This window comes from Paenibacillus polymyxa M1, from assembly GCF_000237325.1.
Lineage (GTDB): Bacteria > Bacillota > Bacilli > Paenibacillales > Paenibacillaceae > Paenibacillus > Paenibacillus polymyxa_C.
The window spans coordinates 3,418,724-3,445,663 of the sequence record NC_017542.1 but is presented as its reverse complement, the minus strand read 5'-3'; the positions used below and the strand labels follow the sequence as shown (position 1 = coordinate 3,445,663).

Genomic DNA, 26,940 nt, shown 5'->3' with positions numbered 1-26,940 from the left:
TCATTAGCATGAGGTGAATTAGCGAACATGGAAAGATTGCAGAAAATATTGGCCCAAGCCGGTGTAGCTTCCAGACGTAAATGTGAGGAGCTTATTCAGGCGGGCAGTGTGGAAGTAAACGGGGTTACCGTAACTGAGCTGGGAACGAAAGCAGACCCTGATCAAGATATGATTACAGTAAAGGGACGCCCGATCAAAACTGAGAAAAAAATCTATTTGATGATGAACAAACCCAAAGGGGTCATTACAAGCGCTTCCGATCCGGAAGGTCGCAAAATTGTGTCTGACTATCTAAAAGGCGTCAAGGAACGCGTATATCCGGTCGGACGTCTTGATTACGACACCGAAGGGCTGCTGTTGCTTACCAATGACGGAGAGTTCGCCAATCTGCTCACCCATCCCAAGCATCATGTGCCGAAGACGTATGTGGCTACAGTCAAAGGCGTTCCGCACGGTACTGAGCTGGACAAGCTGAAAAAAGGAATCGTGCTGGAGGATGGCATTACTGCACCGGCCGAGGTAGAATATAAGGATGTAGATCCGGACGGTAAGGAATCTGTGATCCAGATTACCATTTATGAAGGCAGAAATCGCCAGGTAAGACGGATGTTTGAGGCCATTTCGCACCCAGTCATCCGACTCAAGCGGATTGCTTTTGGGGATCTATTGCTTCAAAACTTGAAGCGTGGTCTCACCAGACCCCTAACCAAGGACGAAATCAACCGTCTCATTCAACTTGCCAAATCAGACAACACGAAAAAGAAACGGACAGGACGGGGGTCATAACCCCGGCCTTTTTGGCGTAAAGAGACTATTGGATGAGAGTAAAGTTTGACCAAGCACGGGAAAATAGTAAAATAGAGAGAATGCTTTTTTTAGCGAAGGGGCTGGGAATATGTCAGAACAAAGCAACCGCATATTAATTGTAGATGATGAAGAACGCATTCGCCGCCTTCTGCGGATGTATCTGGAAAAAGAAGGATACGAGATTGAAGAAGCTGAGGATGGCGAGATTGCTCTCCAAAAAGCGACTGCAAGCGATTACAGTATTATTTTGCTCGATGTGATGCTTCCGGGTATGGACGGGATTGAAGTGTGTACACGGCTGCGCCAAACCAAATCTACACCTGTGATTATGCTGACAGCCAAAGGCGAGGAAGTGAACCGCGTGCAAGGCTTCGAAGTCGGAGCTGATGATTACGTGGTCAAGCCCTTCAGCCCGCGAGAGGTCATTTATCGGGTAAAGGCAATTTTACGACGGTCGTCGGAGACTGCTTTTTTAACGAAAGAGGCTGTGCCAAGCAATAGTATTGTTTTTCCAAATCTTATTATTGAGCATGATGCACACCGGGTAACTGCAGGCGGAATTGAAATCAGTCTAACGCCTAAAGAGTACGAGCTGTTGCATTATTTGGCGGTGTCGCCAGATAAAGTCTTCTCACGCGAAGAACTGCTGAAAGATGTTTGGAATTACGAATTTTTTGGTGATCTACGCACCGTGGACACGCATGTGAAACGGCTTCGTGAAAAGCTGAATAAGGTATCGCCAGAGGCAGCGGCTATGATTACGACCGTATGGGGCGTAGGTTATAAGCTGGAGGTTCCAAAATAACGTGAACTTCTGGAGATCGCTGGTAGGCAAGCTGTGGATCACCATCATTTGTCTTGTAGGTTCTGTGCTTATTTTTCTGGGGCTTTTTTTATTGCCGTACATCAACAGAAATTTTGCAGCACATGAATCGACGGAGATCAAGCATTTATTCACCTATACATGTATTGTCGGATTTTTATTGACGACCTTTTTTGCTCTATTTCTTTTTACTAAAATCACACAGCCTATGCAGCTGTTGATTCAGGCGGCGAATGCCATCCGTGAGGGAAGGTATGATACTCGGCTTTCGCTGGTGACCAGCGATGAAATTGGAGAGCTGGCGAAAACTTTTAACCATATGTCTACGGAACTGGAAGCGACGATCCGCAGTCTGAATGAGGAGAAAAACCACTTATCCAGTGTGCTGCGAAGTATGTCTGATGCCGTATTTACCTTCGACAGAAGTGGACAAATCATCTTGACGAATCCGCCTGCACAAAGTTTGCTGGATATTTGGAAAAAGCTGGAGTGGCAGGGGCGTGATCTGGAGGAATTCGGAGCTTCTGTGCCTGAGCCTTTGCTGCCTTTGTTCCATACGGTTATGGACAGAGGCGAGGATGTCGGAGACTACATCCATGTCAAGAAAGGCTCGTGGTCAGTGCAAATGGCGCCGCTGTATACAGATAACGCTATTCGTGGTGCAGTAGCTGTACTTAGAGATATTACGGAAGAAGTAAAACTTGAGAAGATGCGTAGCGATTTTGTAGCCAACGTATCCCATGAAATCCGTACACCCTTATCTATGATGCAGGGATACAGTGAGGCTTTGCTGGACGGCATGGCGGGTTCACCGGAAGAGTCTGAGGAGCTAGTACAGGTTATCCATGATGAATCATTGCGTATGGGAAGATTAGTCAAGGATCTGCTGGATCTGGCCCGAATGGAGGCAGGTCATACAGACATGTACCGTCAGGAAGTGGACGTAAATGAACTGATCGAGCGTGTTCACCGGAAATTTACGGTTCGTTCCAAGGAACGGGGACTGATACTCGATTATTATGAGCCAGATCAACACTTGCTGTTGCCTGAGGCAGATGAAGACCGACTGGAGCAGGTGTTGACCAATTTGCTGGATAATGCGTTCAGACATACACCCTCTGGGAAAAAAGTTACCATTGCGGCGGATCAAATTCGGGGAGAACGGAATGAGTTAATCCGCATTCGTATTAAAGATGAAGGTGTGGGCATTGCCAGTGAGGACCTACCTTATATTTTTGACCGCTTCTACAAGGCAGACAAGGCTAGAGTACGTGGTGAGGACAAAGGGACTGGGCTGGGGCTTGCCATTGTTAGAAACATCGTAGAGGCTCACGGAGGCTCTGTCTCAGCTGCTAGCGTGCTGGGAGAAGGGACGGAATTTACTATTTTGCTGCCAATCTCCAATAAAACAAGACAGGGCTCTGTAACAAGCTTATAACGACGGCTCATATGTCCCAGTTTGCAGGCATCCTCGGAAGAGGGTGCTTTTTGTTGAAAAATCAACATTTATCTTGTTCAACGTGGAACATTCAGTTTCAAGATGGATGCTTCTATGTTAGATAAGGGTATAAGAAAAGGCGCCTCGGTAGCCGGGCGCCTCTCTTTATAAATAAAACCAAGGAAGTTTTCACACTGACTGGAACTAATCCAGCACTACTTCTTGGGCAGTATTCAGTTCTGGCAAGCCTACGAGTTGAATCAGCACGTCTTTAGGCACAGCTTTGTCAACGGTCAGGATCATGATAGCTTCACCGCCAACAATTTTACGACCTACTTGCATAGAAGCGATGTTGACGCTGTTCTCCCCAAGCAAGGTGCCGACACGGCCGATAATGCCGGGTTTATCATTGTGTGAGATGAGCAGGAAATGAGCCTCCGGTGCCACATCTACCGGGAACTGGTTCAATCGAACAATACGTTCACCATAGCCTGCGAGCAGGGTGCCGGAAACACGTTGTTCTTCGCCGCTTTGCGTTTTGAGCGTAACGGTGATCAGATTGGTAAAGCCCTTGGTGGCAGGCGCCTGAGAGACGATGAGATGAACGTCACGTGTTTTGGCAAGATGCACAGAGTTTACGATGTTCACATCGCTGCCCAGATGACGGCTAAGCACGCCTTTCAAAATATAACGTGTGAGCGGCTGTGTATCCACAGAAGACAAATCGCCAGCGTAATCCACCTGGATTTCACGTACAGCCTGGTTGGTGATCTGAGCGGCAAAGCTGCCCAGCTTCTCTCCGAGTGAGAAATATGGCTGCAATTGCGTCATGACATTGGATGGTACTGGAGGCATGTTGACCGCATTTTTAAACGGCTCATCCCGTAAAATATGCAGCACCTGCTCAGACACGTCGATCGCCACGTTCTCCTGAGCTTCGACAGTCGATGCACCCAGATGTGGTGTAACGATAATTTTTGGATGGCTCAGGAACGGATGATCCTGTGCTGGTGGTTCCGACTCGAATACGTCAAAGGCTGCACCGGCAACGATACCTTCATCAATAGCTTCAACAAGTGCCATTTCATCGATAACTCCGCCTCGGGCACAGTTGATGATGCGCATTCCTTTTTTCATCACTTCAAACTGCGGACGTGCGATCATATGCTTGGTTTCTGGTGTTAATGGCGTGTGTACGGTCATGAAATCTGCGTTGCGGATAATTTCGTCCACGCTGGCCAGCTTGATGCCCAGCTTCTCAGCGCGTTCTTCAGTCAGAAACGGATCATAACCGAGGATGCTCATGCCAAATGCTTTGGCGCGTTTAGCTACCTCACTGCCGATACGTCCCATGCCGAGGACTCCAAGTGTTTTGTTACGCAGTTCGACACCGAGGAATGTTTTACGATCCCATGTACCACCGATGGTTTTAGCGTAAGCCTGTGGAATATGGCGAGCCAGTGCCATCATCATGGCAAAAGTGTGCTCACATGTCGTAATGGTATTGCCGTCAGGAGCATTAATAACGATAATCCCGCGTTGTGTTGCTGCTTCAAGGTCGATGTTGTCCACTCCGACCCCGGCACGTCCGACAACCTTGAGGTTTTTACCTGCCGCCATGATGCGTTCGGTTACCCGGGTTTGGCTTCGGACGAGTAATGCGTCATAGTCACCAATAATTTGAACCAATTCATCCTCGCTGAGACCTGTGTTCTTGTCCACCGTGACATCGTCTGCATCCATCAGCTGCTGAATGCCCAGGTCACTGATTGGATCGGATACTAACACTTTAAACATTTGGTTTCCTCCTCAAAGTTAACTTCTTTTATGGACAGGATGTACTTCAAACTGAAATACATTCCATAAAGAACATGAAAAAACTTGAAATGCTTCTAAAAAGTACAGGAGAGCGGTCGAAACACTAGTGTGATAACGCATTGACGCAGAAAAGGAATAAAATAGTATTTTGCACCAAACTGACAACCAAAGGCCTTATGCGGAGTCGCTTTATGGTTTTCGGGCATCAAAAAAACTCCCGAATCACATACTATCTCCATAGTAAGGGACGAGAGTTATCGTGGTACCACCCTAATTCGCAGCCATTTCGCAATGGACTGCCTTCAGCGGTCATATAATGACCGAAAGGATAACGGTTTTCTGCCGATTGCATCTAATGTCGGAAAATCCTAGACCTCGATGCAATAACTCAGGAGCGCTGAAAGTAGTTACTTCGCCACCGGCTTCCACCCAAGCACCGGTTCTCTGAGGACGAAATCAATACCTTTTCTCCATCATTGTTGTTGTCGCTAATAATTTTTTCATAATGTATCATGGCTTACATGGGCATGTCAATAGGACATGCGACATGTGTGGATAGACGACTAGATACATAGCTACAGAATGCGGAAAAATTAAGATTTAAGTCTTCTTGAATCCGCCCGACTTTTTGGCTATGATGCTAAAGAAGACTAAGCAGAGGACTAACTAACTATGAAAAAGCTTAAAGTGAAATGGAAAAGAGCGCAAATTCATCAATTGAACGACCGCTTGCTGCTTTACAATTTGTATCTAACTCAGGGTCTGACCCTGCTGATTGGCGCAATCTGGATTATATTTCAGAAAAGAAATGTGTTTGAACTGTTTGCATTGCCCAACACTGTACACGTCTTATGGTGGGGATTGGGACTGGCGGCCGCTATGCTATTAGTAGATTTGCTGCTGTCTCGGATCATGCCTGAGGATGCCATGGATGACGGTGGTATTAACCAAATGCTGTTTCAAAATCGACCGGTTTGGCATATTATTTGTATAGCTGCTATCGTTTCCATCTGTGAGGAACTTTTGTTTAGAGGTGCGATTCAGTACAGCTTTGGTCCTTATTGGACAAGCATTTTGTTTGCGGTTATTCATATCCGATATTTACGGCACTGGATTCCCACGGGTTGGGTTTTCCTTAGCAGTTATGGATTGGGATATATATACGTGCAGACAGGCAGCCTGTGGGCACCGATCATTTGTCATTTTGTGATTGACCTTATATCTGGCTTAGCGTTACGTTTTCGGAGGTATGAAGAATGAATCAGGAACTTAGCAGAGTGCAGACCTATGGTAGCCGCCGAAATGGCCGCAAAGGCAAGGAGGAGGACAGGCCAAAGCCAAAACCGGTTCGCTCCCGTGCTTCACGGCCCATGCCAGAGTTGGTAGATGTTGCCGCTGCACCAGAAGTTGCTGTGACAATGGAGGAGGACACTCCTGCCAGTGAGTACCGAACACGGACAGAGATGTTTCCGTCCCGTCGTATTCGGGTGAGTAAGTGGTTTTTGAATTTTTTAAGCACTCTTTTTGTGCTTATTACAGCAGCGTTACTATGGTGGGGAATTAAGGGTGCACCACCCATTAGTGAAATGCTGTGGTGATATAAAGGCATTGTGACAGCGTGCGTCTAGTACGTGCGTGCAACGTTACGCTAAAAAGGCCTCCATCTCCCACAAGTTATGTGGAGATGGAGGCCTTTTTACATTATTTATTTTTACATTATCTACATTTGACCATTTGAGCATATGCACAAGTGACTATTAAATGGCAGGAATCTCAATGCTTTGTGGATCGACAAATTGATAACCCTTCTGCTCAAGGCGCGTCAATAGACTGTCCAGTGCCTCCACTGTCCATGGCAGTTCATGCATCAAAATATTGCTGCCTGGATGAAGTTGTTCTGTTACGTTTTTGAGAAGTGTCTCCGTTTTATGAGGTTGATTTTTTTTCATCGTCCAGTCCAGAGAACCAACGGACCATGTCATATACAAGAGCCCATTTTCCTTCGCCACCTTGCGACCTACGTCTCCACCAGCACCATGAGGCGGACGAAAGAATACGGGTGCTTGGCCTGTAGTATCTTTAACGATTTTTTGTACCGTTTCAATCTGTTTTTTGACCTCAGCCTCAGACTTGTTCTTGAGAACGATGTGGTCCCAGCTATGGTTGCCAATGGGCTGTCCACGATCATGGATAAGCTTAAGCAACTCAGGATGTTCTTTTACACGATAACCGTTTACGAAGAAAATCGCTTTTGCCTTGTGCTTATCCAAAATATCTATGATTTTGTTAATCATGACCGCTTCCTTCGGACCATCATCAAAAGTCAGCAACACCACTCTTTTTTCGGCACCTTGTTGGTTAGGAATTACATTATAAGCTTTGTCCAAGTGATACATTTTGTTAGTGGTAACCGCAGTTGTCGAAACTGTAGTTCCGTTGCTCTCAACGGCGGTTTTGTCATTTTGTGTATTTGTTGTACTCACTGATTTTTGCTCATCACTGTCTGCTTGCTTACTGCTTCCTTTTGGGGAAGATATACTGCTTTGACCTTTGGCACTGTTACTTGAATTAGAAGTTACTGAATCCTGATGGTTACTGGAATCCGCAGATTCGGGCTTCGTCGCAGTGCAAGCACTAAGCAGCAGACATGCTGTTAGCAAAATGGCTGCTGTTTTTGTACCCATTAATTCATCTCACCTTCCTGTATTTATACCGTATGAGTTTGTCTCTGCTGACGAACACTATGCTTGATTCTACCACAAAGGGAGGTTCTAATTGTGAAAACATCTTCATTTTTCCTGGGCATCGTCTTGGGGGCTGTTGCAAGCTCTCTGATCTCTCGTAACCGCAATGCGTTGGGCTTATCCATGGACATGGGCGGAAAAAAAGGCGGAAATTTGGTGCAGAAAGCTCGTACAAAAATGATGGACGCCGCTTTTCCAGGCATGGGTGATATTGCGCTGAATACACAAGACACCCACAAGGATCATGATCATCGTTCACAAGCAGATAAAACCGTGCATAACGCCCAAACTGCCAAGAGCAAGGAAGAGAATATGAAGTTGATTAAAGAGTTTATTAGCACAAGTCCCGATGTTAAACGTGAGGTCGAGCAAATACTGAAAGAAACTCATACAGCCGTACCGGGATTGTAACCCGAAACCTCTATTCCGAATCATTTTGCGGCTTTTTTGTTAAAGCCGTTCAAATGATTCTTTTTTTTATCATTTTTATTCGTGCATTTACGATTATAAAATGATAACATGATTACATAGAACCATTTTCATCACAGGCATCATATTTGAATCATAATCTGCTAATAACACTCGGCTGCCAGGAGGAGGGTCCAGTATGAAAATAGAAAGATTAAGTCAGGACAAGATACGGATTTTCCTTACCTTTGACGATTTGAGCGAACGGGGTATCCAAAAAGATGATATGTGGCAAGAAATTCCTAGAGTTCATGAGCTGTTTACTGAAATGATGGATCAGGCATACAGCGAACTGGGCTTCGATGCCACGGGACCGTTAGCTGTTGAAGTCTTTGCGCTTCCTGCTCAGGGAATGGTTGTTATCGTCACTCGGGGAAAATACGATCACCAGCAGTACGGTTCGGGTCCCGATGAGGAGCTTCCAGAGGAAGTCTACGAAATGGAAGTCACAATGGAGCACAGTGATTCCATCGTTTACGCGTTTAGCGATTTCGAAGTACTCATAGAAGCGGCTCATATGCTCCGCAGCAACACTACGGAAGCAGGTAAGCTGTATCATTATAGAGGAAAATGGATTTTGCATTTGGAGCCAGAAGAAGTAGAAGAGTCCAAGCTAGCAGCCTTAATCGCGATTCTGGCAGAATTTGGAGAAGGTTCATCCGTAACACCAGCTATGCTGGAAGAGTATGGAAAGCTGGTCATTCCTGAACAGGCAGTTGCTGTCATCTGCACCCATTTTGACAGCCGTTCTTGATTTTTTAGAAAGTGATAAAGAAGTTAATTTGTCGGCTCTGCGCTGAAAGCAGGGCCGACTCATTTTTATGGAGGGATGATCGGTGCTTCTGTTTTCTGTTTTAGCGGCAGCTACAGCGCCGGGTCTCGCCTTATTGATGTACTTTTACTTAAAGGATCGCTATGATTCGGAGCCCCTGCACATGGTTATTAAAGTATTTTTGCTCGGTTTTTTAGTGGTGCTTCCGGTCATGATTTTTCAACGTGGGCTGCTGATTTGGCTAGGAGATGACACTTTAATTCAGGTGTTCGGTATTTCCGCTGGAGTGGAAGAGTTTTTTAAATGGTTCCTGCTGTATCACATCATCTATAACCATACGGAGTTCGACGAGCCTTATGATGGGATATTGTATGCAGCTGCAGTCTCACTCGGGTTTGCGACGGTTGAAAATCTGTTATATGCCTGGGCGGGGCATGCTTCGATCAGCATGATGTTAATGAGATCCTTGCTACCGGTATCCGGTCATGCGATGTTTGGGGTTATGATGGGCTACTATATGGGGAAAGCCAAGTTTTCGGTAGACCTGAAGAGTAAATATATGCTGCTTCTGTCATTAGTGCTTCCATGGTTTTGGCACGGAGTATATGATTTAATTTTAACGAAATTTTCACACGACTGGATCTGGTTTATCATTCCACTGATGGCATTTCTATGGTATGGAGGGATGGCAAAAATCAGTCGAGCGAATAATCGTTCTCCTTTTCGAATGTTAAAACGGGAAGAAAAGGTTAATATGTAACGAAATGGGACACACTGATCTGACAAACCTGTTAGAGGAAGAGGTGTCTTTTTTGCGTATAAAAGTAAGAATTCATTGTAAAAGATGCGGAGAACGCTTTGTGCTGAGAGGGCGAATGGAGCAAGGGCAGATTCAGACCGGCTTTAAACGCTGTATTTGCGATAACTGTGAGTTTATTGTTGAAGTCATGGAAAACCATGCATAAGAGAGCTTTCTTCTTGTCACACTATCGGTAGTGTATTTGAAGAAAGGAGACTCCCAATATGTATAAGCGACTTAGTGCCGTATTGTTCCCGGTGGTTACCCTGATTATGATAGGAGCATTTGTGTGGGGTTATCAGCAAAGCCAGATGAGAAGAGAGGTGTCTTCTCAGGCAAATAGAATGTCGATTAAAGCGGAAAATCAATACCAGCGTGCATTTCACGATCTGTCGTTTCATATGGATCAGCTGCATTCCCAACTCGGTAACGCGGTTGCTGTCCATACTACTTCACACGCGATGCACCGCAAATGCTTGATGAACGTGTGGAGAATTGCAAGTGAAGCCCAAAATGAGGTTAATCAGTTGCCTCTCAATGTAATGCCTTTTAATCATGCTAAAGATTTGCTGTCCCATCTATCTGCATTTTCGTATCAGACCGCTGTTCGTGATCTGGATCACGAGCCTTTAAACGAGAAAGAAATTTCGAATCTGAAAACGTTGTATAACAATTCCAAGGAAATTTCGAAAAACATGCATGAGGTGCAGCAAAAGGTCATTAGCAAAAACTTGCGTTGGATGGATGTGGATATGGCGGCAGGTTCTCAAACTGGACCGAAAGACAACACCATTATTGATGGCTTCAAAACCGTGGACAAAAAAGTAGAGAACTACAAAGAACTGGATTGGGGACCGTCTGTTGCGAGCATCTATGATAAGCGCTCAGTGAAAAAGTTGAGTCTCCCGGCGGTGGATGCTGGACAAATTAAGCGGAATGCCGCTGACTTTACAGGAAAACCAGAAAGTCAGATTCGTGTGAACGAAAATGGTAAAGGAACAGAGTGGGCGTCTTTTACGGCTACGTTGCTAAATAAGCAGCAGCCTGTGGCCACAATGGATTTTACGAAAAAGGGTGGCAAGCTCATTTCTTATCATGATATGAGATCAGTAGGTCCTAAAAAAGCAACTCGTAATGAAGCGGTTCGCTATGCAAGTGAGTATCTTGAACAAAAGGGCTACAAAGGAATGAAGCCCGTAGCATATGATGAAAGCGGGAATTTAGCTAACATTACATTTGCGAGCCAACAAGGGGATGTGATTATCTATCCAGAAAAAATCACAGTCAGATCAGGCTTAGATAACGGACAAGTGATTGGTTTTCAATGCAGCGATTATGTATATGAGCACAGTCACCTCCGTCGTATTCCTCAGGCAAAACTGAATTTAAATGAAGCGCGAGCGAAGTTGAATCCTGAGTTTCGCGAAACTTACCACCGCAAAGCACTAATTGAAAATGAACTGTCGAATGAAGTTCTGTGCTATGAATTTGGCGGTAAAATTAACGGTTCCATTTATCGAATTTACATTAACGCGAACACGGGAATGGAAGAAACGATTGAACAAGTAAAAGATTCAGATGAAGCACAAGTTACGGCAAGTAATGCCTAGTTGATTACACTGAAATGAATCTATAGTCACTCTAAGCCTCCTTTATTAAGGAGGTTTTTTGTGCTTTAGTCATAGTTCTAGCAAATATAATGCTTAATATAGGCACAAAGTCGTGGTATTATATACCTTAATTATAGTTTTGAATGGACAAGGATGGTGAATCGTTTGTTTCCAAAAATTAATGATGTGTTATACATACAAGTTGCCGGTACCGATCAGAAGGAGGAATCTTTTGAATATAAGTCGCGTATTGCGGAAGAGGACTCACAGAACTTTCTAATTGAAATTCCCATGTCACAAACAAGCGGACACTTGAAAAAGCTGTTTCTTGGGGAAGAACTGTCTATATTTTTTATGAGTGAGGGTGGAATTAAAAACTATTTTAATACCCACGTTACGGGCTTTAAAGATGACGTCCTCCGGATGGTTCGCATTCACAAGCCTGCTCCGGACAGCATCAGCAAAATTCAGCGTCGAAACTTTCTTAGGGTAAAGGCCAACTTGGAAATTGCGGTTAAGCATGGTGCAAACGAATCTAGATTTGTAGCAGAGACGCATGATGTGGGAGGTGGAGGCGTATCTTTTCAAACTCAGGGCTCACATCATCTTGAAGAAGGAGAATCATTGTCTTGCTGGGTTTTGGTTCCATATAAAAACGGCACTCAAGAGCATGTTCCGTTCCAATCTGAAATTGTACGCATTCAGCAGATGGAAAATGACCGCAAACTCATTATGTTGAAATATGAGAAAATCGCTGATCAGGAGCGCCAAAAACTGATTAAATATTGTTTTGAAAGACAGTTAGAGTTCCGGGGGAAATCGTAATCATGCGAAGCTTTTCTTTTTTAGTAAACCTGTCGCTTATTTTGCATCGCCTATAAATGTGTGGTATAATTTTCACGTCGCAGGCAATGCCTGCTTTTTTCTTGAGGTTAGGTTAGGAGGAATTCCCTGTTGGCAAGGCAACATGCATCTTCAATTAACAAAATAAATGTAGCCATTGATGGACCTGCTGGCGCAGGGAAAAGTACAGTGGCCCGCCTGGTGGCGAAAGCACTTTCCTATGTATATGTAGATACCGGAGCCATGTATCGAGCAGCAACGTGGTACATGATGTGCAAAGAAATTTCTGCAGAAAATGTACAAAAAGTGCTTCAACATGTACCTGAGCTGGTGATTGAATTAGTACCGGACCCCACAGGCCAAAAGGTTTATTGTAACGGGGAAGATGTAACCACTGTGATTCGTTCGATGGAAGTGACTAGCAATGTGTCACAGTATTCAAGTATTGCTGGTTTACGTACACGCTTGACCGAAAACCAGCGTGAAATGGCTGCGCGTAAGGGTGTCGTTATGGACGGACGCGATATTGGAACAACTGTGCTTCCCGATGCGGAAGTCAAAGTATTCATGACCGCAAGTGTTCAGGAACGTGCCTCACGTCGTTTTAAAGAACTGAGCGAAACTGATGATATCACTCTGGAACAGCTTGAACGTGACATTGCGGCACGTGATAAGTTTGATGAGGAGAGGGAGGTATCCCCGCTTCGTTGCAGTGAGGACGCCATCGTGCTTGATACGACCCATATGGGCATTCAGGATGTCGTTGATACGATCGTATCTTATTGCTTAACGGAGAAGGATGGAGAGATCAGCCAATGATATATACTGTATGCGCCAGTATTTTGCGTCTCATTTACCGCTTTCTGTTTAGGCTTGAGGCGGTAGGCAGGGAAAATGTTCCTGCTGAGGGTGGAGTGCTGTTGTGTTCTAATCATATTAGTAATCTTGACCCTCCTACAGTTGGCATTTTGCTGAAGCGAAAGGTTCACTTTATGGCTAAAGCAGAGCTGTTTAATGTTCCTGTGCTGGGACCACTGATCGACAAACTGGGAGCTTTTCCAGTCAAACGTGGTGGTGTGAGTAAGGAATCCATTAAGCTGGCATTGAACATTTTGCGTGACGGTAAGGTTATGGGGATTTTTCCTGAAGGCTCCAGAGGAGCTGGGGGAATTGGTAAAAAGGGTGCTGCCAGTTTTGCACTGCGTAGTGGAGCGGCTGCCGTTCCAGTCGCCATTATTGGTGATTACAAGCTTTTCCGTAAAACGAAAGTGATATACGGTAAACCTGTTAATTTGGACGCTTACCAAAAGGGTGCCGATGTCGAAGGAGATCCTCTTGAACTGGCAACAGAAGCAATTATGTCACGTATTCGCACAATGAAGGAAACTGGTGAGCCTACGAATGATTGAAAGGCTTGCATGAATTGTGTCTAAGCTTGGAAAACTAGAGCAAAAATGTATTTTGTTTTGAACTCTGCTATGCGCAGGTTTAAATAAATGGTTTTTTTGAATTGAGGAGGGTATTGACATGTCGGAAGAAATTAAAAATCAAGAAGCTGCTGAAGCGGCAAATCAAGACGAGCTCGATCAAATCGTTTCCCTGAAAAAAGGTGACACCGTTAAGGGTACAATTGTGAAATTGGAAGATAACCAAGCGGTAGTAAGCATTGGATATAAATACGATGGAGTTATTCCAATTCGCGAATTGTCTTCTGGTCTGGATAATGCAGAAGAAGCAGTACAAGTAGGCCAAGAGGTTGAAGCTAGAATTATCAGCATCGACGACGGCAAGGAAAAACTTGTTCTGTCCAAACGTGCAATCGACAGTGAAAATGCTTGGGAAAAGTTGGAGCAACTGTTCGAAAGCAAAGAAGTATTTGAAGTTGTTGTGAATGATGTTGTTAAAGGCGGCATCGTAGTAGACGTGGGTCTGCGCGGATTCATCCCTGCATCCATGGTAGAACGCCATTTTGTTGAAGATTTCAGTGATTACAAAGGCCGCACATTGCGTGTTGTTGTAAAAGAACTGGATCGTGAAAACAACAAAGTGATCCTTTCCCAAAAAGACGTTCTGGAAGCAGAATTCGAAGCTAACAAGCTTAAAGTAATGGCTGAGCTGAAAGAAGGACAAGAAATTGTTGGTACGGTTCAACGTCTTACTCAGTTTGGTGCTTTCGTAGATGTTGGCGGAGTGGACGGTCTGGTTCACGTATCTGAAATTGCTTGGACTCATGTTGATAAGCCTTCTGACGCTGTTTCCGAAGGAGATCAAGTGAAAGTGAAAGTCTTGAAAGTAGATCCTGAAAAAGGAAAAATCAGCCTGAGCATGAAAGCTGCACAGCCTGGTCCTTGGGAATCGGCTGCTGGACAATTCAATAACAATGACATCGTAACTGGTGTTGTTAAACGTTTGGTTAACTTCGGTGCATTCGTTGAGATTGCTCCTGGTGTGGAAGGTTTGGTTCATATTTCTCAAATTTCCCACAAACACATTGGAACTCCACAAGAAGTTCTGGAAGAAGGACAAGAAGTTAAAGTTAAAATTCTTGAAATGAATCCTTCTGAAAAACGTGTTAGCCTGAGCATTAAAGAAACTGAGGAAGCTCCTGAAGCCGCTCCAAAAGCAGAAAGAGCACCACGTGCATCTCGCGCGCCTCGTGAGGAACTGAATAATCCTAACGTTTCCCTCAACAATTCCGGACTGAGCATTACGCTTGGCGAGCGTTTTGGCGATAAGCTGAACAAATTTAAATGAGTTTAAATCAATACATTTTATTATAAGCATAACGTACACCATCGGCGGACCCAGAGGGTTCGCCGATTGTTGTTACGTCACTATATCGCCAATAGGTATGTTTTTTGCTATGATGATAGCGGAAAAATTGACAGGAGGAGTGAATTTATGGCAAGACCCGTTGTGGCTATCGTTGGTCGTCCGAATGTGGGTAAGTCCACGATTTTTAATCGGATTATCGGGGATCGTTTGTCCATCGTGGAAGATAAACCGGGAATCACTCGTGACCGTATTTACGGTATATCGGAGTGGAATGGTAAATCCTTCAGTATTATTGACACCGGCGGCATTGAGATTGATGGTGAGGATGTTATCTTGAAGTCCATCCGTATGCAGGCCGAACTTGCAATAGAAGAAGCAGATGTTATTGTGTTCATGAGCGATGCAAAAGCAGGAATAACGCAAGCGGATGAAGAGGTAGCTCAAATGCTATATCGTTCGGGTAAACCGATCATCGTAGCAGTAAACAAGGTGGACAACCTCAGTCGCGCCGATCTGATCTATGAGTTTTATTCTTATGGATTTGGTGATCCAATTGCTGTTTCTGGTAGTCATGGCACAGGGATCGGTGATTTGTTGGATGCAATTACGTCCAATTTACCTGAGCTAGAAGAAGATCATTATGACGAAGACGTTATACGTGTGGCTTTGATCGGACGTCCGAATGTAGGTAAATCTTCACTCGTTAATGCCATTTTAGGAGAAGAACGGGTTATTGTCAGTGACATTGCAGGTACAACACGTGATGCAATTGACACGCCTTTTGAAAAAGACGGACAAAAGTATGTACTGATTGATACGGCAGGTATGCGCAAACGTGGTAAAGTATACGAAACGACAGAAAAATATAGTGTAATGCGTGCGATGCGTGCCATTGAGCGTGCAGATGTTGTACTGGTCGTTATTAACGGCGAGGAAGGCATCATTGAGCAGGATAAACACATTGCTGGCTATGCTTATGAAGCGGGTAAAGCCTCGTTGTTTGTCGTTAATAAATGGGATGTCGTAGATAAAGACGATAAAACGATGCACCAGTTTGAGACGAAAATCCGTGACCACTTTCTGTTCATGACCTATGCTCCGATTGTGTTCTTATCTGCAAAGACAAAGCAACGTCTGCAAAAGTTGCTTCCAGTTGTGCAGCATGTGGCACAGCAGCATGTCATGCGTATTCAGACACATCTGCTGAATGATGTCATTTCCGACGCGGTTGCCATCAATCCACCACCAACAGATAAGGGCCGTCGTCTGCGTATTAACTATGTGACTCAGGTTGCTGTTAAACCGCCTACGATGGTTGTATTCGTAAATGATCCAGAGATAATGCACTTCTCTTACGAGCGTTATCTGGAGAACAAAATTCGCGCCGCCTTTAATTTTGAAGGAACTCCAATTCGTATATTTACCCGGCGCAAGTCTGACGAAAGTTAGGAGCGAATAGGTTGATTTTACAGATCGTTGCCATCGTACTCAGTTACTTGCTTGGCTCTGTCAGCTTTAGTTTGCTGTATGGAAAATTAAAAGGAATCGACATTCGCCAGCATGGAAGCGGCAATGCCGGTGCGACGAATACGCTGCGCGTGCTTGGAAAAGGCCCAGCTATTCTGGTACTGCTGCTGGACGTACTTAAAGGGGTTATTGCGGTGCTGATAGGGCACTGGTTGGGTGGTGAATCATCCTGGTTACCGGGTTTGTGTGGCATTGCGGCGATTGCGGGCCATAACTGGCCGGTATATTTTCACTTTCGCGGAGGCAAAGGGATTGCGACTGCCATTGGTGTATTGGCATCGCTTGCCTTGCTGCCGGCATTATATGCCGGAATCATTGCGATACTTGCCATCGTAATAACGCGTTATGTATCCCTGGGATCGCTAATTTTTGTTATTTTGACCCCTTGGATATTACTCGTACTTGGTTATGCTTGGCCGTTATTTTGGACAGCTCTAATCATTTGCCTGTTCGCTGTGTGGAGACACCGTACTAATATAGTCAAGTTGGCACGGGGAAATGAGAATAAGCTTGGCTCCAAAGGAGGAGATCGTCTTGTCTGAGAAAATAGCTGTGCTGGTAGCAGGTAGTTGGGGAACAGCCCTAGCTTCCGTACTTGCGACCAATAACAACGATGTCTCTGTCTGGACGAGAAGCGAACAGCAAGCTGCTGAGATCAATGAGAAGCATACGAACGAGCATTATTTACCAGGCTCTATTTTGTCTGATCGCATTTCAGCTACAACGGATATGCAGACTGCGGTATCTGGAGCAAAAGCGGTGATCATCGTATCTCCTTCGTCTGCCGCTCGGCAGGTTGCACGTAGTTTGAAGGCTCATTTCACCAAGGATATGCTGGTAGTACATGCCATTAAGGGCTTTGAAACAGAGACACTCAAGCGTATGTCCACGGTGATCTCGGAAGAGCTGGAAATCGCGGAGGACGATATTGCCGTGCTATCAGGCCCGAGTCATGCGGAGGAAGTGGTGAAGAAATGTCCTACAACGGTTGTTGTAGCTTCTTCCAATGAGAAGGCAGCACAGGCTGCTCAGGGGCTGTTCATGAACTCCTATTTCCGCGTCTATACAAACCGGGATTTGCTCGGTGTCGAACTGTCCGGTGCTTTAAAAAACATTATCGCACTGGGTGCGGGAATGTCGGATGGACTTGGCTTCGGTGATAATGCTAAAGCGGCTTTGTTGACCCGTGGATTGGCTGAGATTACCCGTGCCGGAGTTGAGATGGGGGCTAATCCATTAACCTTTGCCGGACTTGCGGGTATAGGTGATTTAGTTGTGACGGCAACGAGTCGTCACAGCCGCAACTGGCGTGCAGGGTCATTATTGGGACAGGGCCAACAGCTTGATGCCGTACTGGAATCTATGGGTATGGTCGTAGAGGGAATTCGTACGACAAAAGCAGCATACGCTATCTCACAAAAATTAGGCGTTCAAATGCCTATTACAGAGGTGCTGTATGGAGTGTTGTTTGAAGGACGTGACGTCCGCAAAGCTGTTGAGGCATTAATGGGTCGGGATCCGAAAACCGAGATGGAAGTCATGCCGCTTCAAACTTGGGAGCAATGGCATTCATAAGAGTACAGAGGAGCTTCTAAAGTATACAGGTTGTCTCATGAGTAGATTTTTCTACGATGAGATAGCCTTTTTTAGTTAGGCGTTTGGCATGTCTTTTGTATGCTTAATCACCTTTTGTCTCCGTCACTCATAGACTGAGTTGAGCAATGGCGGAGGAGGGGAGATTGTGAGTAAAAACTTTCCGAAAGATGCATTGAAGGCCATTAACAAAAAAGGCGGCAAAAACATATCCGAAAATGCAGTGAAAAAGCTGGCAGGCACGGTAAAGCCGGACACGCTTCAAAGTGAAACACAGTTGCGTCAGCTTATAAAACAGGTGTCTGCGATGGCTAACATTCCGGTATCGGAAGATACAGTCAGGGATATTGTCGGAGCCGTCAAAAAGAGTGGAATGAATCCTTCCAATATGGAAGCGTTAATGAAAATGATGATGAAAAAATAAAACGCTGGCCGCACGATGGTTCGTTTTTTTTACCGTGAACTGGGAAGGTTGGTATTATCCCCTTCTAGTAGACAAGAGAGAAAAGACATCTGTTAAGATGGACTTAATCTTGTTGAACGGAGGGGATTTTTCATGGCTAAAAAGGGACAATCATTCCGGCAATACTCCTTAGATGTAAAGATGGAGGCAATCCGGTTGGTGAACGAAGAACATATGAGTATTCGTGAAGTGACGAAACACTTAGACATTCGTAATAAATCCCAAGTACAAAGCTGGGTGACGAAATATCGAGCGGGGGAGAACCTCCAGCCAACGACCACAAGACAGGGACGACCCAAAACGAAATTTTCCAGTATGGAAGAAGAGATGGCGTATCTACGGGCGGAGATTGAATATTTAAAAAAGCAGTATCCAAATCTACACAAGGAGTGACGAGGAAAGAAGCGAGGTTTGAAATTATTGAGGGAATGCGAACACGATATTCGTTGAAATGGTTACTTGAATTAGCCCATGTTTCTCGGGCAGGATATTATAAATGGAGAAAGACTCAGCAAACAACCCAGCAGCGTAAGCAAGAAGAAGAGCTTCTGGAATCGCATATGTTGTCGATCCACCGGATCCATCCCTATTTTGGTTATCTGCGGATGACCGTTGCTTTACGTAGAGAAGGTATCTTGGTCAATCACAAAAAGGTGTACCGCCTAATGAAGAAATTAGGGATCCGTTCCGTCATTCGAAAGAAGCGGCGTTTTTTTGGCAAACAGGCATCTGTGGTAAATGCCAACCGATTAGATCGACAATTTCAGGCAGATTCTCCTTTATCCAAGCTGGTTACCGATATTACATACATACGAGCTGGAGAGCGGTTTGTATATCTCTCTGTCATTCAAGATCTGTTTAACAATGAAATCGTGGCTTGGCGTCTTTCGGAACGAAATGACCTTGCTCTAGTTAGCGAGACGCTAGACGTTCTAAGTAAGAACGTGAACATGGAGGGTGTCATTCTCCATTCAGACCAGGGTTTTCAGTATACCTCCAAGCCGTTTAACCGCAAGCTTAAGCGGCTTGGCATGCTTGGGAGCCATTCAAGGCGTGGAAATTGCCTAGACAATGCCTGTATAGAATCCTTCTTCTCCCATCTTAAAACAGAGAAGATTTATTTAACGAAACCCGGAACCCTAGCGGAGGTAGAACAACACGTACGGGAGTACATTTCTTTTTATAATGAAAATAGATTTCAGAAAAAATTAAACAACCGTTCCCCGATTGAATACCGAGAAACGGTTGCTGCTTAAAGATGTCTTTTTAGTTCTGTCTACTTGACAGGGGTATGACCAGGTTCGCGGTTTTTTTATTTTTTGAGGCAGGAAAGTACTATTCCAGTACACAAAATGTCGAACTGCCATGTCGAACATGTTATAATGATGCCCATTAGGAAACGGGAGGAAAGACAGCAAAGGAGGAAACGATGTTGAAGGAGGCAATATCATCAGTGTTAGTGGACAGGCTTCCTCATGATCTGGCAGTTGCGCTGGGTAGCTTGACTGAGAGCTGGTCAGCGGTGTCGGTTCCATGGATGCTGGGGGGGAGCTGTGCACTACTTGTGCAAGAAGTTGAATTGGATCGTCTGCCTCGGGACATTGATATTTATGCGGATATTCATGCAGCAAAGCTGTTACACGCGCACTCGCCGGGCGTGAGTATAGACCAACAGCAGGTTGATCGTAGCGGATCTTACGTTTCATTGTTAAGCCACTATGAACTGGAGGGATTTCCAGTCGAATTGGTGGGAGGATTTGAGGTTTTATGTGATGGAGCTTTATACCGCTTAGAGGTCGAGCGCCTACTCTGGTCGGCTGGGATACAGCTTGATCTGGAAAATACCTCATTGCGTTTGATGCCTCTCAGTCACGAGTTGCTATTCAATCTGTTGCGAAATCGCCCCGACCGCTATCAAGCGATTGCAAATGTCATGAAGCGAGACCCGCAACGACACATAGGGATACTAAAACAGCTATTGGTCAGTAACATTTGGAATAAGGAGCAGTTGGGCAAGCTTGGAGAGCTTCTCCCTTGGCCAGAACTTCACTCCTTCATCCGAATGAGTAATGAAATATAAGTTGCGTGCGTATTAAGAGGAAAGGTGAATGGAGGACCGTTCATGAATGTGCAGATTACGTTCAAGCCGTCAGGCAGGTGCGTACAGGTCAGTCGGGGTACGTCATTGCTCCAGGCTGCCCGTAAAGCAGGTGTGTATATTCCCACACGTTGTGATGGAAAAGCAGCCTGTCTGATGTGTAAGGTAGAGATAGCACCGGAACGGGCTGAGCTTGCAGGTCGCCCTAATGATGCAGAGCAGCGTAAGCTGGGGCCTTTACTGAATGAAGGAATACGTTTATCCTGTCAGGCCCGTGCTCAGGGTGATATGGAGGTAACCATACCGGAAGATAGGCTCAAGGCAGCTATTAGACGGCAACTGGAGCGTCAGGGGCTGGATGACGAACTGTGGTAATATCGGTTATATCAGTAGAACAAAAAAACAAAGGATATTTCTCGACGGTTAGAAACGGTCTGAGAAATATCCTTTTTTTATTTAAGTCTAGCAACAAAGTCATGGGGAAATCTTGCTGTGCATATATTAAGTGAGTGGACCCAAACGTAAAATATCTTTCTGCATTGATCACTGTAACGTAATCTATTTTTAAAAAAACTAAACATATTTTACGGAGGGGATACATATGATGGTATCAGTCCAAATGCATGTACGAGTTTACGCCGTTTCGCCGATTCCATCAGTCTCCTGAATCTCGGCGGCGGACGACTTCCGGGCATTTTAAAGGCTGTTCTGCCGCATCTGGGATCAAGCAGTTGGTTGAACACGAAGCGGATGCTCTTTAAGCATTTTTCCTTCGGAGACTTTTGAGGAGGGGATTTCATTGGAGAAAGTGGACATTTTTAAAGACATTGCCGAACGCACCGGAGGAGACATCTATCTTGGGGTCGTCGGCGCAGTCCGAACAGGAAAATCAACGTTTATCAAGCGGTTTATGGAAACGATTGTACTGCCCAACATTACGAGTGAGGCGGACCGTGCCCGCGCCGTAGACGAGTTGCCGCAAAGTGCGGCAGGGAAGACGATCATGACGACGGAACCTAAATTTGTACCGAATAATGCCGTCCAGATCAAAGTAACGGAAGGACTGGACGTGAATGTACGTCTGGTTGACTGTGTAGGATACGCAGTAGAAGGTGCAAAAGGCTACGAGGATGAAAATGGTCCAAGAATGATCTCTACACCATGGTTTGAAGAACCCATTCCTTTTCAGGAAGCGGCAGAAATTGGTACACGTAAGGTTATTCAAGAACATTCGACACTCGGTGTGGTCGTCACTACAGACGGCACCATTGCTGAAATCCCGCGTAGCTCTTATGTAGAGTCGGAGGAACGCGTCATTGAAGAGTTGAAGGAAGTTGGCAAGCCATTTGTTCTGGTTATCAACTCCACGCATCCACGCAGTGATGAAACACTTCAACTCCGCAGTGAACTGGCTGCCAAGTACGATATTCCAGTCATGACACTCAGCGCGGCAACCATGACGGAAGATGATGTTACGGGTGTACTTCGTGAAGTATTGTATGAATTCCCGGTGCATGAGGTGAATGTGAACCTGCCGAGCTGGGTTATGGTATTGAACGAAAATCACTGGCTGCGTAGCAACTATGAAAATTCCGTTCGTGATACGGTTAAAGATATTCGGCGCCTGCGTGATGTAGATCGAGTCGTCGGCCAGTTTATGGAGTATGAGTTCATCGACAGGGCCGGATTAAGCGGAATGAATATGGGGCAGGGCGTCGCGGAAATTGATTTGTATGCGCCTGATGAACTGTATGACCAGATTTTGGTTGAAGTCGTCGGGGTAGAGATTCGCGGCAAGGATCATTTGCTGCAGATGATGCAGGATTTTGCCCACGCTAAACGGGAATATGACCGTTTTGCCGAGGCTCTGGAAATGGTCAAGACAACAGGATATGGTATTGCTGCTCCGTCACTGGCTGAGATGGCACTGGACGAACCGCAGTTGATTCGACAGGGTACAAGATTTGGAGTGAGGCTTAAAGCGACAGCCCCTTCCATTCACATGATCCGTGTCGATGTGGAATCGGAATTTGCTCCGATTATCGGAACAGAGAAGCAGAGTGAGGAACTCGTACGTTACCTGATGCAGGATTTTGAGAATGATCCAATCAAAATTTGGGAATCTGACATTTTCGGACGTTCGCTGCATTCTATTGTGCGTGAAGGTATTCAAGGCAAGATTGCCATGATGCCGGACAATGCACGCTATAAGCTGCAGGAAACGCTGGGTCGCATTATCAATGAAGGTTCTGGTGGTCTTATTGCTATAATTCTTTAAGGCTAATCCATTACCAAAAATGTGTAAGGGAAATACCGTAGAGGGCTGACTGCTCTTTGCGGTATTTTTTTATGGGATTTGTAGTTTTTTGCCATGAGAGATCGCGAGTTTTTCTATATTTAATAAAACCTATTTACATACTTGGTTTAACGCGATATATTAAGTATCAAATTTGAAACATATTAGTGGATGGAACGAGGGGGAAACAAATCATGTATATCCAAAAAGGGCTCCAAAAAAACAAGAAGCTAGGGCTCGGAGCCATCATGCTACTGGTGCTGATTCTGCTGGTCACAGCATGTGGCGCGCCGAAAACAGAGAGCGGCGCTCAAGGGACAAGCACTGCAGGAACGAATACAGGGGACGGAAAAACAGATAGTTCGAATCTAAAGGGTAAACGGGTTGCTTTGATCATGGAGTTTAACACAGGTACGTTTTCGCAGCAGTATGTTCAAGGTGTGGAAGATGAGGTTAAGAAATTTGGCGGTACGCTGACCAAGTTTGTTGCAAATAACGATAAGGCTAAAATGGCTTCTTTGCTAGATAGTGCAATTAACCAGCAGTTTGATGTTATTTTGACTGATCACGGTGACGCATTACTGGAGCCAGGACTTAAAAAAGCAATTTCCCGCAATATTCCGGTTATCGTGTTCGATGCTGCGGTCAATGTTCCGGGCGCGGTAGTGCTTTCACAGGATGATCAAAGCATGGCGGAACTGACGTTGGAGCAAATGAAAAAGGACATCGGTGGCAAAGGAAATATTGTGAAGGTATGGGTTGCAGGGTTTGCGCCAATGGAGCGCCGTCAGGTTGCTTATGATGCATTTTTGAAATCCAATCCAGATATTAAAGAGATTGCAACTTTTGGTTCGGCTCAGAATCCTGCTTTGGATACGCAAGCCAAAATGGAAGCTGTGCTAAAGCAATATCCTAAGGGCGAAATTACGGCAGTTTGGGCGGCTTGGGATGAATTTGCCAAAGGTGCAGCTCGGGCGATACAACAAGCTGGGCGGACGGAAATTAAAGTTTACGGGATTGATATGAGTGATGAAGATTTGCAAATGATTCAGGACCCGAAAAACCCGTGGGTGGCTTCAGCAGCCGTCGATCCAACAGCTATTGGACGCGTACAAGTGCGTTATGCATACCAAAAGTTGCATGGGGATAACCCTGAGGAGAAAGTTGTACTGAAGGCAGTATATGTGCAGCGCGAAGACTTGCCAGATAAGCAAATTTCCACATCCGAGTTGTCTCAATATGTGAAAGGATGGGGCAAGAGTGAGCAGGGTTACAAGGATTGGATGAAGGAGTATGAAACGTCCAAATAAATTGATTCATAACGCAAATGCAATGGCGCGCTTCGGCGCGCTTTTATCATAAGCGGGAGTGAGGGGGCACCATGAGTTCACCAGTATATACATTGGAGATGAAGAACATCAGCAAACGGTTTGCTGGTGTAGATGCGCTGCGAGCTGTGGATTTTACGGTTCAGGGTGGCGAAATTCACGCTCTGCTCGGTGCCAACGGGGCAGGGAAAAGCACATTAATGAAAATCTTGTCCGGTGCGTATCGTTACGATCAGGGAGCGATCGTTGTGGATGGCAAGGAACTGATTATTAGTTCACCGTGGGAAGCCAAAAGAGCCGGAATTCACTGTGTGTATCAAGAAGTCGATTCAGCACTTGTGCCTCAGTTAACCGTCGCTGAAAACATTGTAATGGACGATTTGCCTGCACTTGATGGTCGGTGGTGGGTTGCACCAGCGTCCATGCGCAGACGAGCACGTGAGGCATTAGCGCGTCTGGAGGTTGATATAGATGTACGACGATACGTGTCTGAATTGACGCTGGCAGAAAAGCAGCTTGTACTTATCGCACGGATTTTGACACAGCAAGCGAGTACTATCATTTTTGATGAGCCAACGGCACCGCTGAGCGAGGAAGAAACGCGACGTTTGTTCCGCACGATTCATACCCTCAAGGATGAGGGAGTAGCATGTATTCTTATCACCCACCGATTGCCGGAGGTCATCGAGCACAGTGACCGTGTTACGGTAATGCGTGATGGTGAGCGCGTGTTCTCGGGACCTGCTTCTGATTTAAATGTAGGCGACATTGTCACGTATATGCTTGGGAAAACATTTGATGAGGAATTTCCGAAAACAGAGGTGCCTATTGGTGAAACGGTATTGGAAGCAAGAGAGCTCCGAAAGGGATTGCGGGTTCACGGTGTTGATTTGCAGGTCAGACGCGGCGAAATTCTGTCTATTGTGGGTTTGGTCGGTGCGGGCAAGACGGAGCTGTCACGACTTCTTACAGGGGCAGACAAGCCAGATGTGGGAGAACTGACCTTCAAGGGTCGCTGCATTCGTTTGCGTGAGCCAGCGGACGCGGTAGCTCAAGGAATTGTGTCCATACCCGAGGAGCGGCGTAAGCAGGGGGTCTTGATTGAGGAAAGCGTGGAACGAAACCTTAGCCTTCCGCTCTTGGGCAAGCTGAGTGTTCTTGGTTTCATTAGTCGGCATAAAGAACGTAATAACGGTAATGAGGTTGCCGCCTCTCTTGGTATTAAGACGCCTTCACTGCGCCAGCATGTTAAGTATTTGAGCGGTGGGAATCAACAAAAGGTTGCGATAGGAAAATGGCTTCATTCTGGAGCGGATGTCTTTGTTTTTGACGAACCAACCAAGGGTGTAGATATAGGGGCAAAAAGCGATATTTTCCGTATCATTGGAGAATTGGCAGCACAAGGAAAAGCAATCATTTATCTAACCTGTGAATTTGCAGAAGGTATTGGCATTGGTGATCGGATAGCAGTCATGTATGACGGGAAAATAATAAGGGAATTTGCGCGAGGCGAAGTCGAACAGGAACAGCTTCTGTTGTACGCCAGCGGTGGTGAAGAGGTGCATTCATGAAGGAAAAATGGTTAAATGTCTCGTTTCGTTACGGTGCTGTAGTGGTCATTATAGGTGTGTTGGCGTTTTTCTCAGCCACCTTACCTTATTTTTGGACGTATGATAATTTAATGGATATTCTTGGCTCAATTGCGATTGTAACTTTTGTAGCCATTGGTGTGACATTGTCACTTATCGTGGACGGTTTTGACCTGTCGGTTGGTGCAACGGTATCTTTGACGACAGTCGTCTCAGCTTCGTTGATGGTCTGGTATGAACAGCCTGTTGCAGTGGTCATTATTGTGGCTCTGGTTGTTGGAGCTTTGGTTGGACTATTAAATTCACTTTTGATTATTAAACTGCGTATCCCCGATTTGCTCGCAACTCTAGCCATTATGTATATTGTAAGCGGGGTTCATCAAACGTACGCGCAGGGCTATACCATCTACAATCATATGCAGTTTCCTGATGGCAGCAAGGCCCCAGGCGAGATATCTCCAGCATTTCTTTTACTAGGTCAAGGTAAATGGTTGGGTATCCCGATTTCGGTTATTTTACTGTTGCTAGCTGTGGCAGCGGTGCATGTTTTCTTGATCTATACGAAGCACGGGCGTCAAATGTATGTAACTGGCGGGAATGAGGAGGCTGCTCGTCTGTCGGGTATACGGGTAAAAAAAGTCCGTACACTGGCCTATATTGCTTCAGGCGTATTTGCAGCAATTGCTGGTATTTTGTATGCTTCGCGTGTAGGCTCGGGTCAAATTGACGCTGGCTCTCCCTTGCTCATGGAGGCGGTAGCTGCAGTATTCGTCGGCTTTTCAGTGTTTGGTGCGGGTAAACCCAATGTTATTGGTACATTTATTGGTGCGGTGTTGATCGGCGTATTGGTTAATGGACTGACCATGATGAATGTGCAATATTTTGCCCATGACATTGTCAAAGGAGTAGTACTGGTGCTTGCGCTGGCTGTTACTTTTTACGTGCTGAACCGTCGTCGTACTTGAAATTGTCTGTCGACTGTATTACTATAAACCTTGTTCCACGCAAGAAGGGTGCCATAAAACGCCAGTTTCGGCCTATATGGCGGTGGTTAGGTATATTATATGTATATTTAACGACGAAACGGAAACAGATGATAACATTATGGAAGGCAGTATGCCGCCCGGGTTATTTTATACAGGCGACTTC

26 protein-coding genes and 1 other annotated feature are annotated in these 26,940 nt (G+C 45.4%); of the genes, 24 read left to right on the top strand and 2 right to left on the bottom strand.

Annotation, left to right across the window (positions count from 1 at the left end):
* Positions 1-27: 27 nt before the first annotated feature.
* The 3 genes from PPM_RS15500 to PPM_RS15490 all read left to right on the top strand — a co-directional run bounded on the left by PPM_RS15500 (position 28) and on the right by PPM_RS15490 (position 3,068).
* Positions 28-786, top strand: a complete 759-nt coding sequence (locus PPM_RS15500; protein ID WP_013371714.1) for a pseudouridine synthase — start codon at positions 28-30, stop codon at positions 784-786.
* A 109-nt stretch (positions 787-895) separates the two neighbouring features.
* Complete coding sequence (locus tag PPM_RS15495) at positions 896-1,612, top strand: response regulator transcription factor (protein ID WP_013371713.1); 717 nt, start codon at positions 896-898, stop codon at positions 1,610-1,612.
* A gap of 1 nt (position 1,613) precedes the next feature.
* A complete protein-coding gene (locus PPM_RS15490) occupies positions 1,614-3,068 on the top strand; it encodes a sensor histidine kinase (RefSeq protein ID WP_013371712.1) in 1,455 nt (484 codons plus the stop codon).
* A gap of 204 nt (positions 3,069-3,272) precedes the next feature.
* Here the strand turns inward: PPM_RS15490 and serA are convergent, their stop codons facing one another.
* Positions 3,273-4,865, bottom strand: a complete 1,593-nt coding sequence (gene serA / locus PPM_RS15485; protein ID WP_013371711.1) for a phosphoglycerate dehydrogenase — start codon at positions 4,863-4,865, stop codon at positions 3,273-3,275.
* Between the two features lie 261 nt (positions 4,866-5,126).
* Positions 5,127-5,372: a binding site (T-box leader), on the bottom strand.
* A 186-nt stretch (positions 5,373-5,558) separates the two neighbouring features.
* On the opposite strand from serA, the gene PPM_RS15480 reads away from it, so the two are divergent.
* Together PPM_RS15480 and PPM_RS15475 are read left to right on the top strand one after the other, a co-directional pair.
* Entirely contained in the window at positions 5,559-6,146 is a 588-nt protein-coding gene (locus tag PPM_RS15480; protein ID WP_013371710.1) for a type II CAAX endopeptidase family protein, read from the top strand.
* Positions 6,143-6,484, top strand: coding sequence for a hypothetical protein (locus PPM_RS15475; RefSeq protein ID WP_013371709.1), 342 nt, complete (start codon positions 6,143-6,145; stop codon positions 6,482-6,484). Before PPM_RS15480 ends, PPM_RS15475 begins: the two co-directional genes overlap by 4 nt.
* A 159-nt stretch (positions 6,485-6,643) precedes the next feature.
* On the opposite strand, the gene PPM_RS15470 is transcribed toward PPM_RS15475, so the two are convergent.
* Positions 6,644-7,570, bottom strand: a complete 927-nt coding sequence (locus PPM_RS15470) for a polysaccharide deacetylase family protein (RefSeq protein WP_013371708.1) — start codon at positions 7,568-7,570, stop codon at positions 6,644-6,646.
* 93 nt (positions 7,571-7,663) lie between these two features.
* Between PPM_RS15470 and PPM_RS15465 the strand changes: the two genes are divergently transcribed.
* From PPM_RS15465 to PPM_RS15370, 19 genes are all read left to right on the top strand, one after another.
* Entirely contained in the window at positions 7,664-8,041 is a 378-nt protein-coding gene (locus PPM_RS15465; RefSeq protein WP_013371707.1) for a hypothetical protein, read from the top strand.
* Between the two features lie 196 nt (positions 8,042-8,237).
* Positions 8,238-8,852, top strand: coding sequence for a genetic competence negative regulator (locus tag PPM_RS15460; protein WP_013371706.1), 615 nt, complete (start codon positions 8,238-8,240; stop codon positions 8,850-8,852).
* An 82-nt stretch (positions 8,853-8,934) separates the two neighbouring features.
* Positions 8,935-9,630 (top strand): glutamic-type intramembrane protease PrsW, encoded by a 696-nt coding sequence (gene prsW, locus PPM_RS15455; RefSeq protein ID WP_013371705.1) that lies wholly within the window; start codon positions 8,935-8,937, stop codon positions 9,628-9,630.
* A 263-nt stretch (positions 9,631-9,893) separates the two neighbouring features.
* Positions 9,894-11,279, top strand: coding sequence for a germination protein YpeB (gene ypeB / locus PPM_RS15450; protein ID WP_013371703.1), 1,386 nt, complete (start codon positions 9,894-9,896; stop codon positions 11,277-11,279).
* A 165-nt stretch (positions 11,280-11,444) separates the two neighbouring features.
* Positions 11,445-12,104 carry a flagellar brake protein gene (locus tag PPM_RS15445; RefSeq protein ID WP_013371702.1) on the top strand — a complete coding sequence of 220 codons (660 nt, stop codon included), beginning with the start codon at positions 11,445-11,447 and terminating at the stop codon, positions 12,102-12,104.
* A 129-nt stretch (positions 12,105-12,233) separates the two neighbouring features.
* Complete coding sequence (gene cmk, locus PPM_RS15440) at positions 12,234-12,941, top strand: (d)CMP kinase (RefSeq protein WP_013371701.1); 708 nt, start codon at positions 12,234-12,236, stop codon at positions 12,939-12,941.
* Entirely contained in the window at positions 12,938-13,531 is a 594-nt protein-coding gene (locus PPM_RS15435) for a lysophospholipid acyltransferase family protein (protein WP_013371700.1), read from the top strand. Before cmk ends, PPM_RS15435 begins: the two co-directional genes overlap by 4 nt.
* A 118-nt stretch (positions 13,532-13,649) precedes the next feature.
* Positions 13,650-14,876, top strand: a complete 1,227-nt coding sequence (gene rpsA, locus PPM_RS15430; RefSeq protein ID WP_013371699.1) for a 30S ribosomal protein S1 — start codon at positions 13,650-13,652, stop codon at positions 14,874-14,876.
* 147 nt (positions 14,877-15,023) lie between these two features.
* Complete coding sequence (der, locus tag PPM_RS15425; protein ID WP_013371698.1) at positions 15,024-16,346, top strand: ribosome biogenesis GTPase Der; 1,323 nt, start codon at positions 15,024-15,026, stop codon at positions 16,344-16,346.
* An 11-nt stretch (positions 16,347-16,357) separates the two neighbouring features.
* The gene (gene plsY / locus PPM_RS15420) at positions 16,358-16,966 is read left to right on the top strand and encodes a glycerol-3-phosphate 1-O-acyltransferase PlsY (protein ID WP_013371697.1); all 609 of its coding nucleotides are present in this window, start codon (positions 16,358-16,360) and stop codon (positions 16,964-16,966) included.
* Complete coding sequence (locus PPM_RS15415) at positions 16,959-17,999, top strand: NAD(P)H-dependent glycerol-3-phosphate dehydrogenase (protein ID WP_013371696.1); 1,041 nt, start codon at positions 16,959-16,961, stop codon at positions 17,997-17,999. Before plsY ends, PPM_RS15415 begins: the two co-directional genes overlap by 8 nt.
* 166 nt (positions 18,000-18,165) lie before the next feature.
* Positions 18,166-18,441, top strand: coding sequence for a stage VI sporulation protein F (locus tag PPM_RS15410; RefSeq protein ID WP_013371695.1), 276 nt, complete (start codon positions 18,166-18,168; stop codon positions 18,439-18,441).
* A gap of 132 nt (positions 18,442-18,573) precedes the next feature.
* Positions 18,574-19,736 (top strand): IS3 family transposase gene (locus PPM_RS15400; RefSeq protein WP_414056383.1). Its coding sequence is split into 2 segments (ribosomal slippage): positions 18,574-18,838 and positions 18,838-19,736, totalling 1,164 coding nucleotides; the frame shifts between segments, so codons are not numbered across the junction.
* Positions 19,737-19,909: 173 nt separating this feature from the next.
* Entirely contained in the window at positions 19,910-20,560 is a 651-nt protein-coding gene (locus PPM_RS15395) for a hypothetical protein (RefSeq protein ID WP_013371692.1), read from the top strand.
* A gap of 42 nt (positions 20,561-20,602) precedes the next feature.
* Positions 20,603-20,953 carry a 2Fe-2S iron-sulfur cluster-binding protein gene (locus PPM_RS15390; protein ID WP_013371691.1) on the top strand — a complete coding sequence of 117 codons (351 nt, stop codon included), beginning with the start codon at positions 20,603-20,605 and terminating at the stop codon, positions 20,951-20,953.
* A 424-nt stretch (positions 20,954-21,377) separates the two neighbouring features.
* A complete protein-coding gene (spoIVA, locus tag PPM_RS15385; protein WP_013371689.1) occupies positions 21,378-22,856 on the top strand; it encodes a stage IV sporulation protein A in 1,479 nt (492 codons plus the stop codon).
* Between the two features lie 212 nt (positions 22,857-23,068).
* Positions 23,069-24,184 (top strand): sugar ABC transporter substrate-binding protein, encoded by a 1,116-nt coding sequence (locus PPM_RS15380; protein ID WP_014599982.1) that lies wholly within the window; start codon positions 23,069-23,071, stop codon positions 24,182-24,184.
* Between the two features lie 71 nt (positions 24,185-24,255).
* Complete coding sequence (locus PPM_RS15375) at positions 24,256-25,773, top strand: sugar ABC transporter ATP-binding protein (RefSeq protein WP_013371687.1); 1,518 nt, start codon at positions 24,256-24,258, stop codon at positions 25,771-25,773.
* Complete coding sequence (locus tag PPM_RS15370) at positions 25,770-26,756, top strand: ABC transporter permease (protein WP_013371686.1); 987 nt, start codon at positions 25,770-25,772, stop codon at positions 26,754-26,756. The genes PPM_RS15375 and PPM_RS15370 overlap by 4 nt, the downstream gene beginning before the upstream one ends.
* Positions 26,757-26,940: the final 184 nt, after the last annotated feature.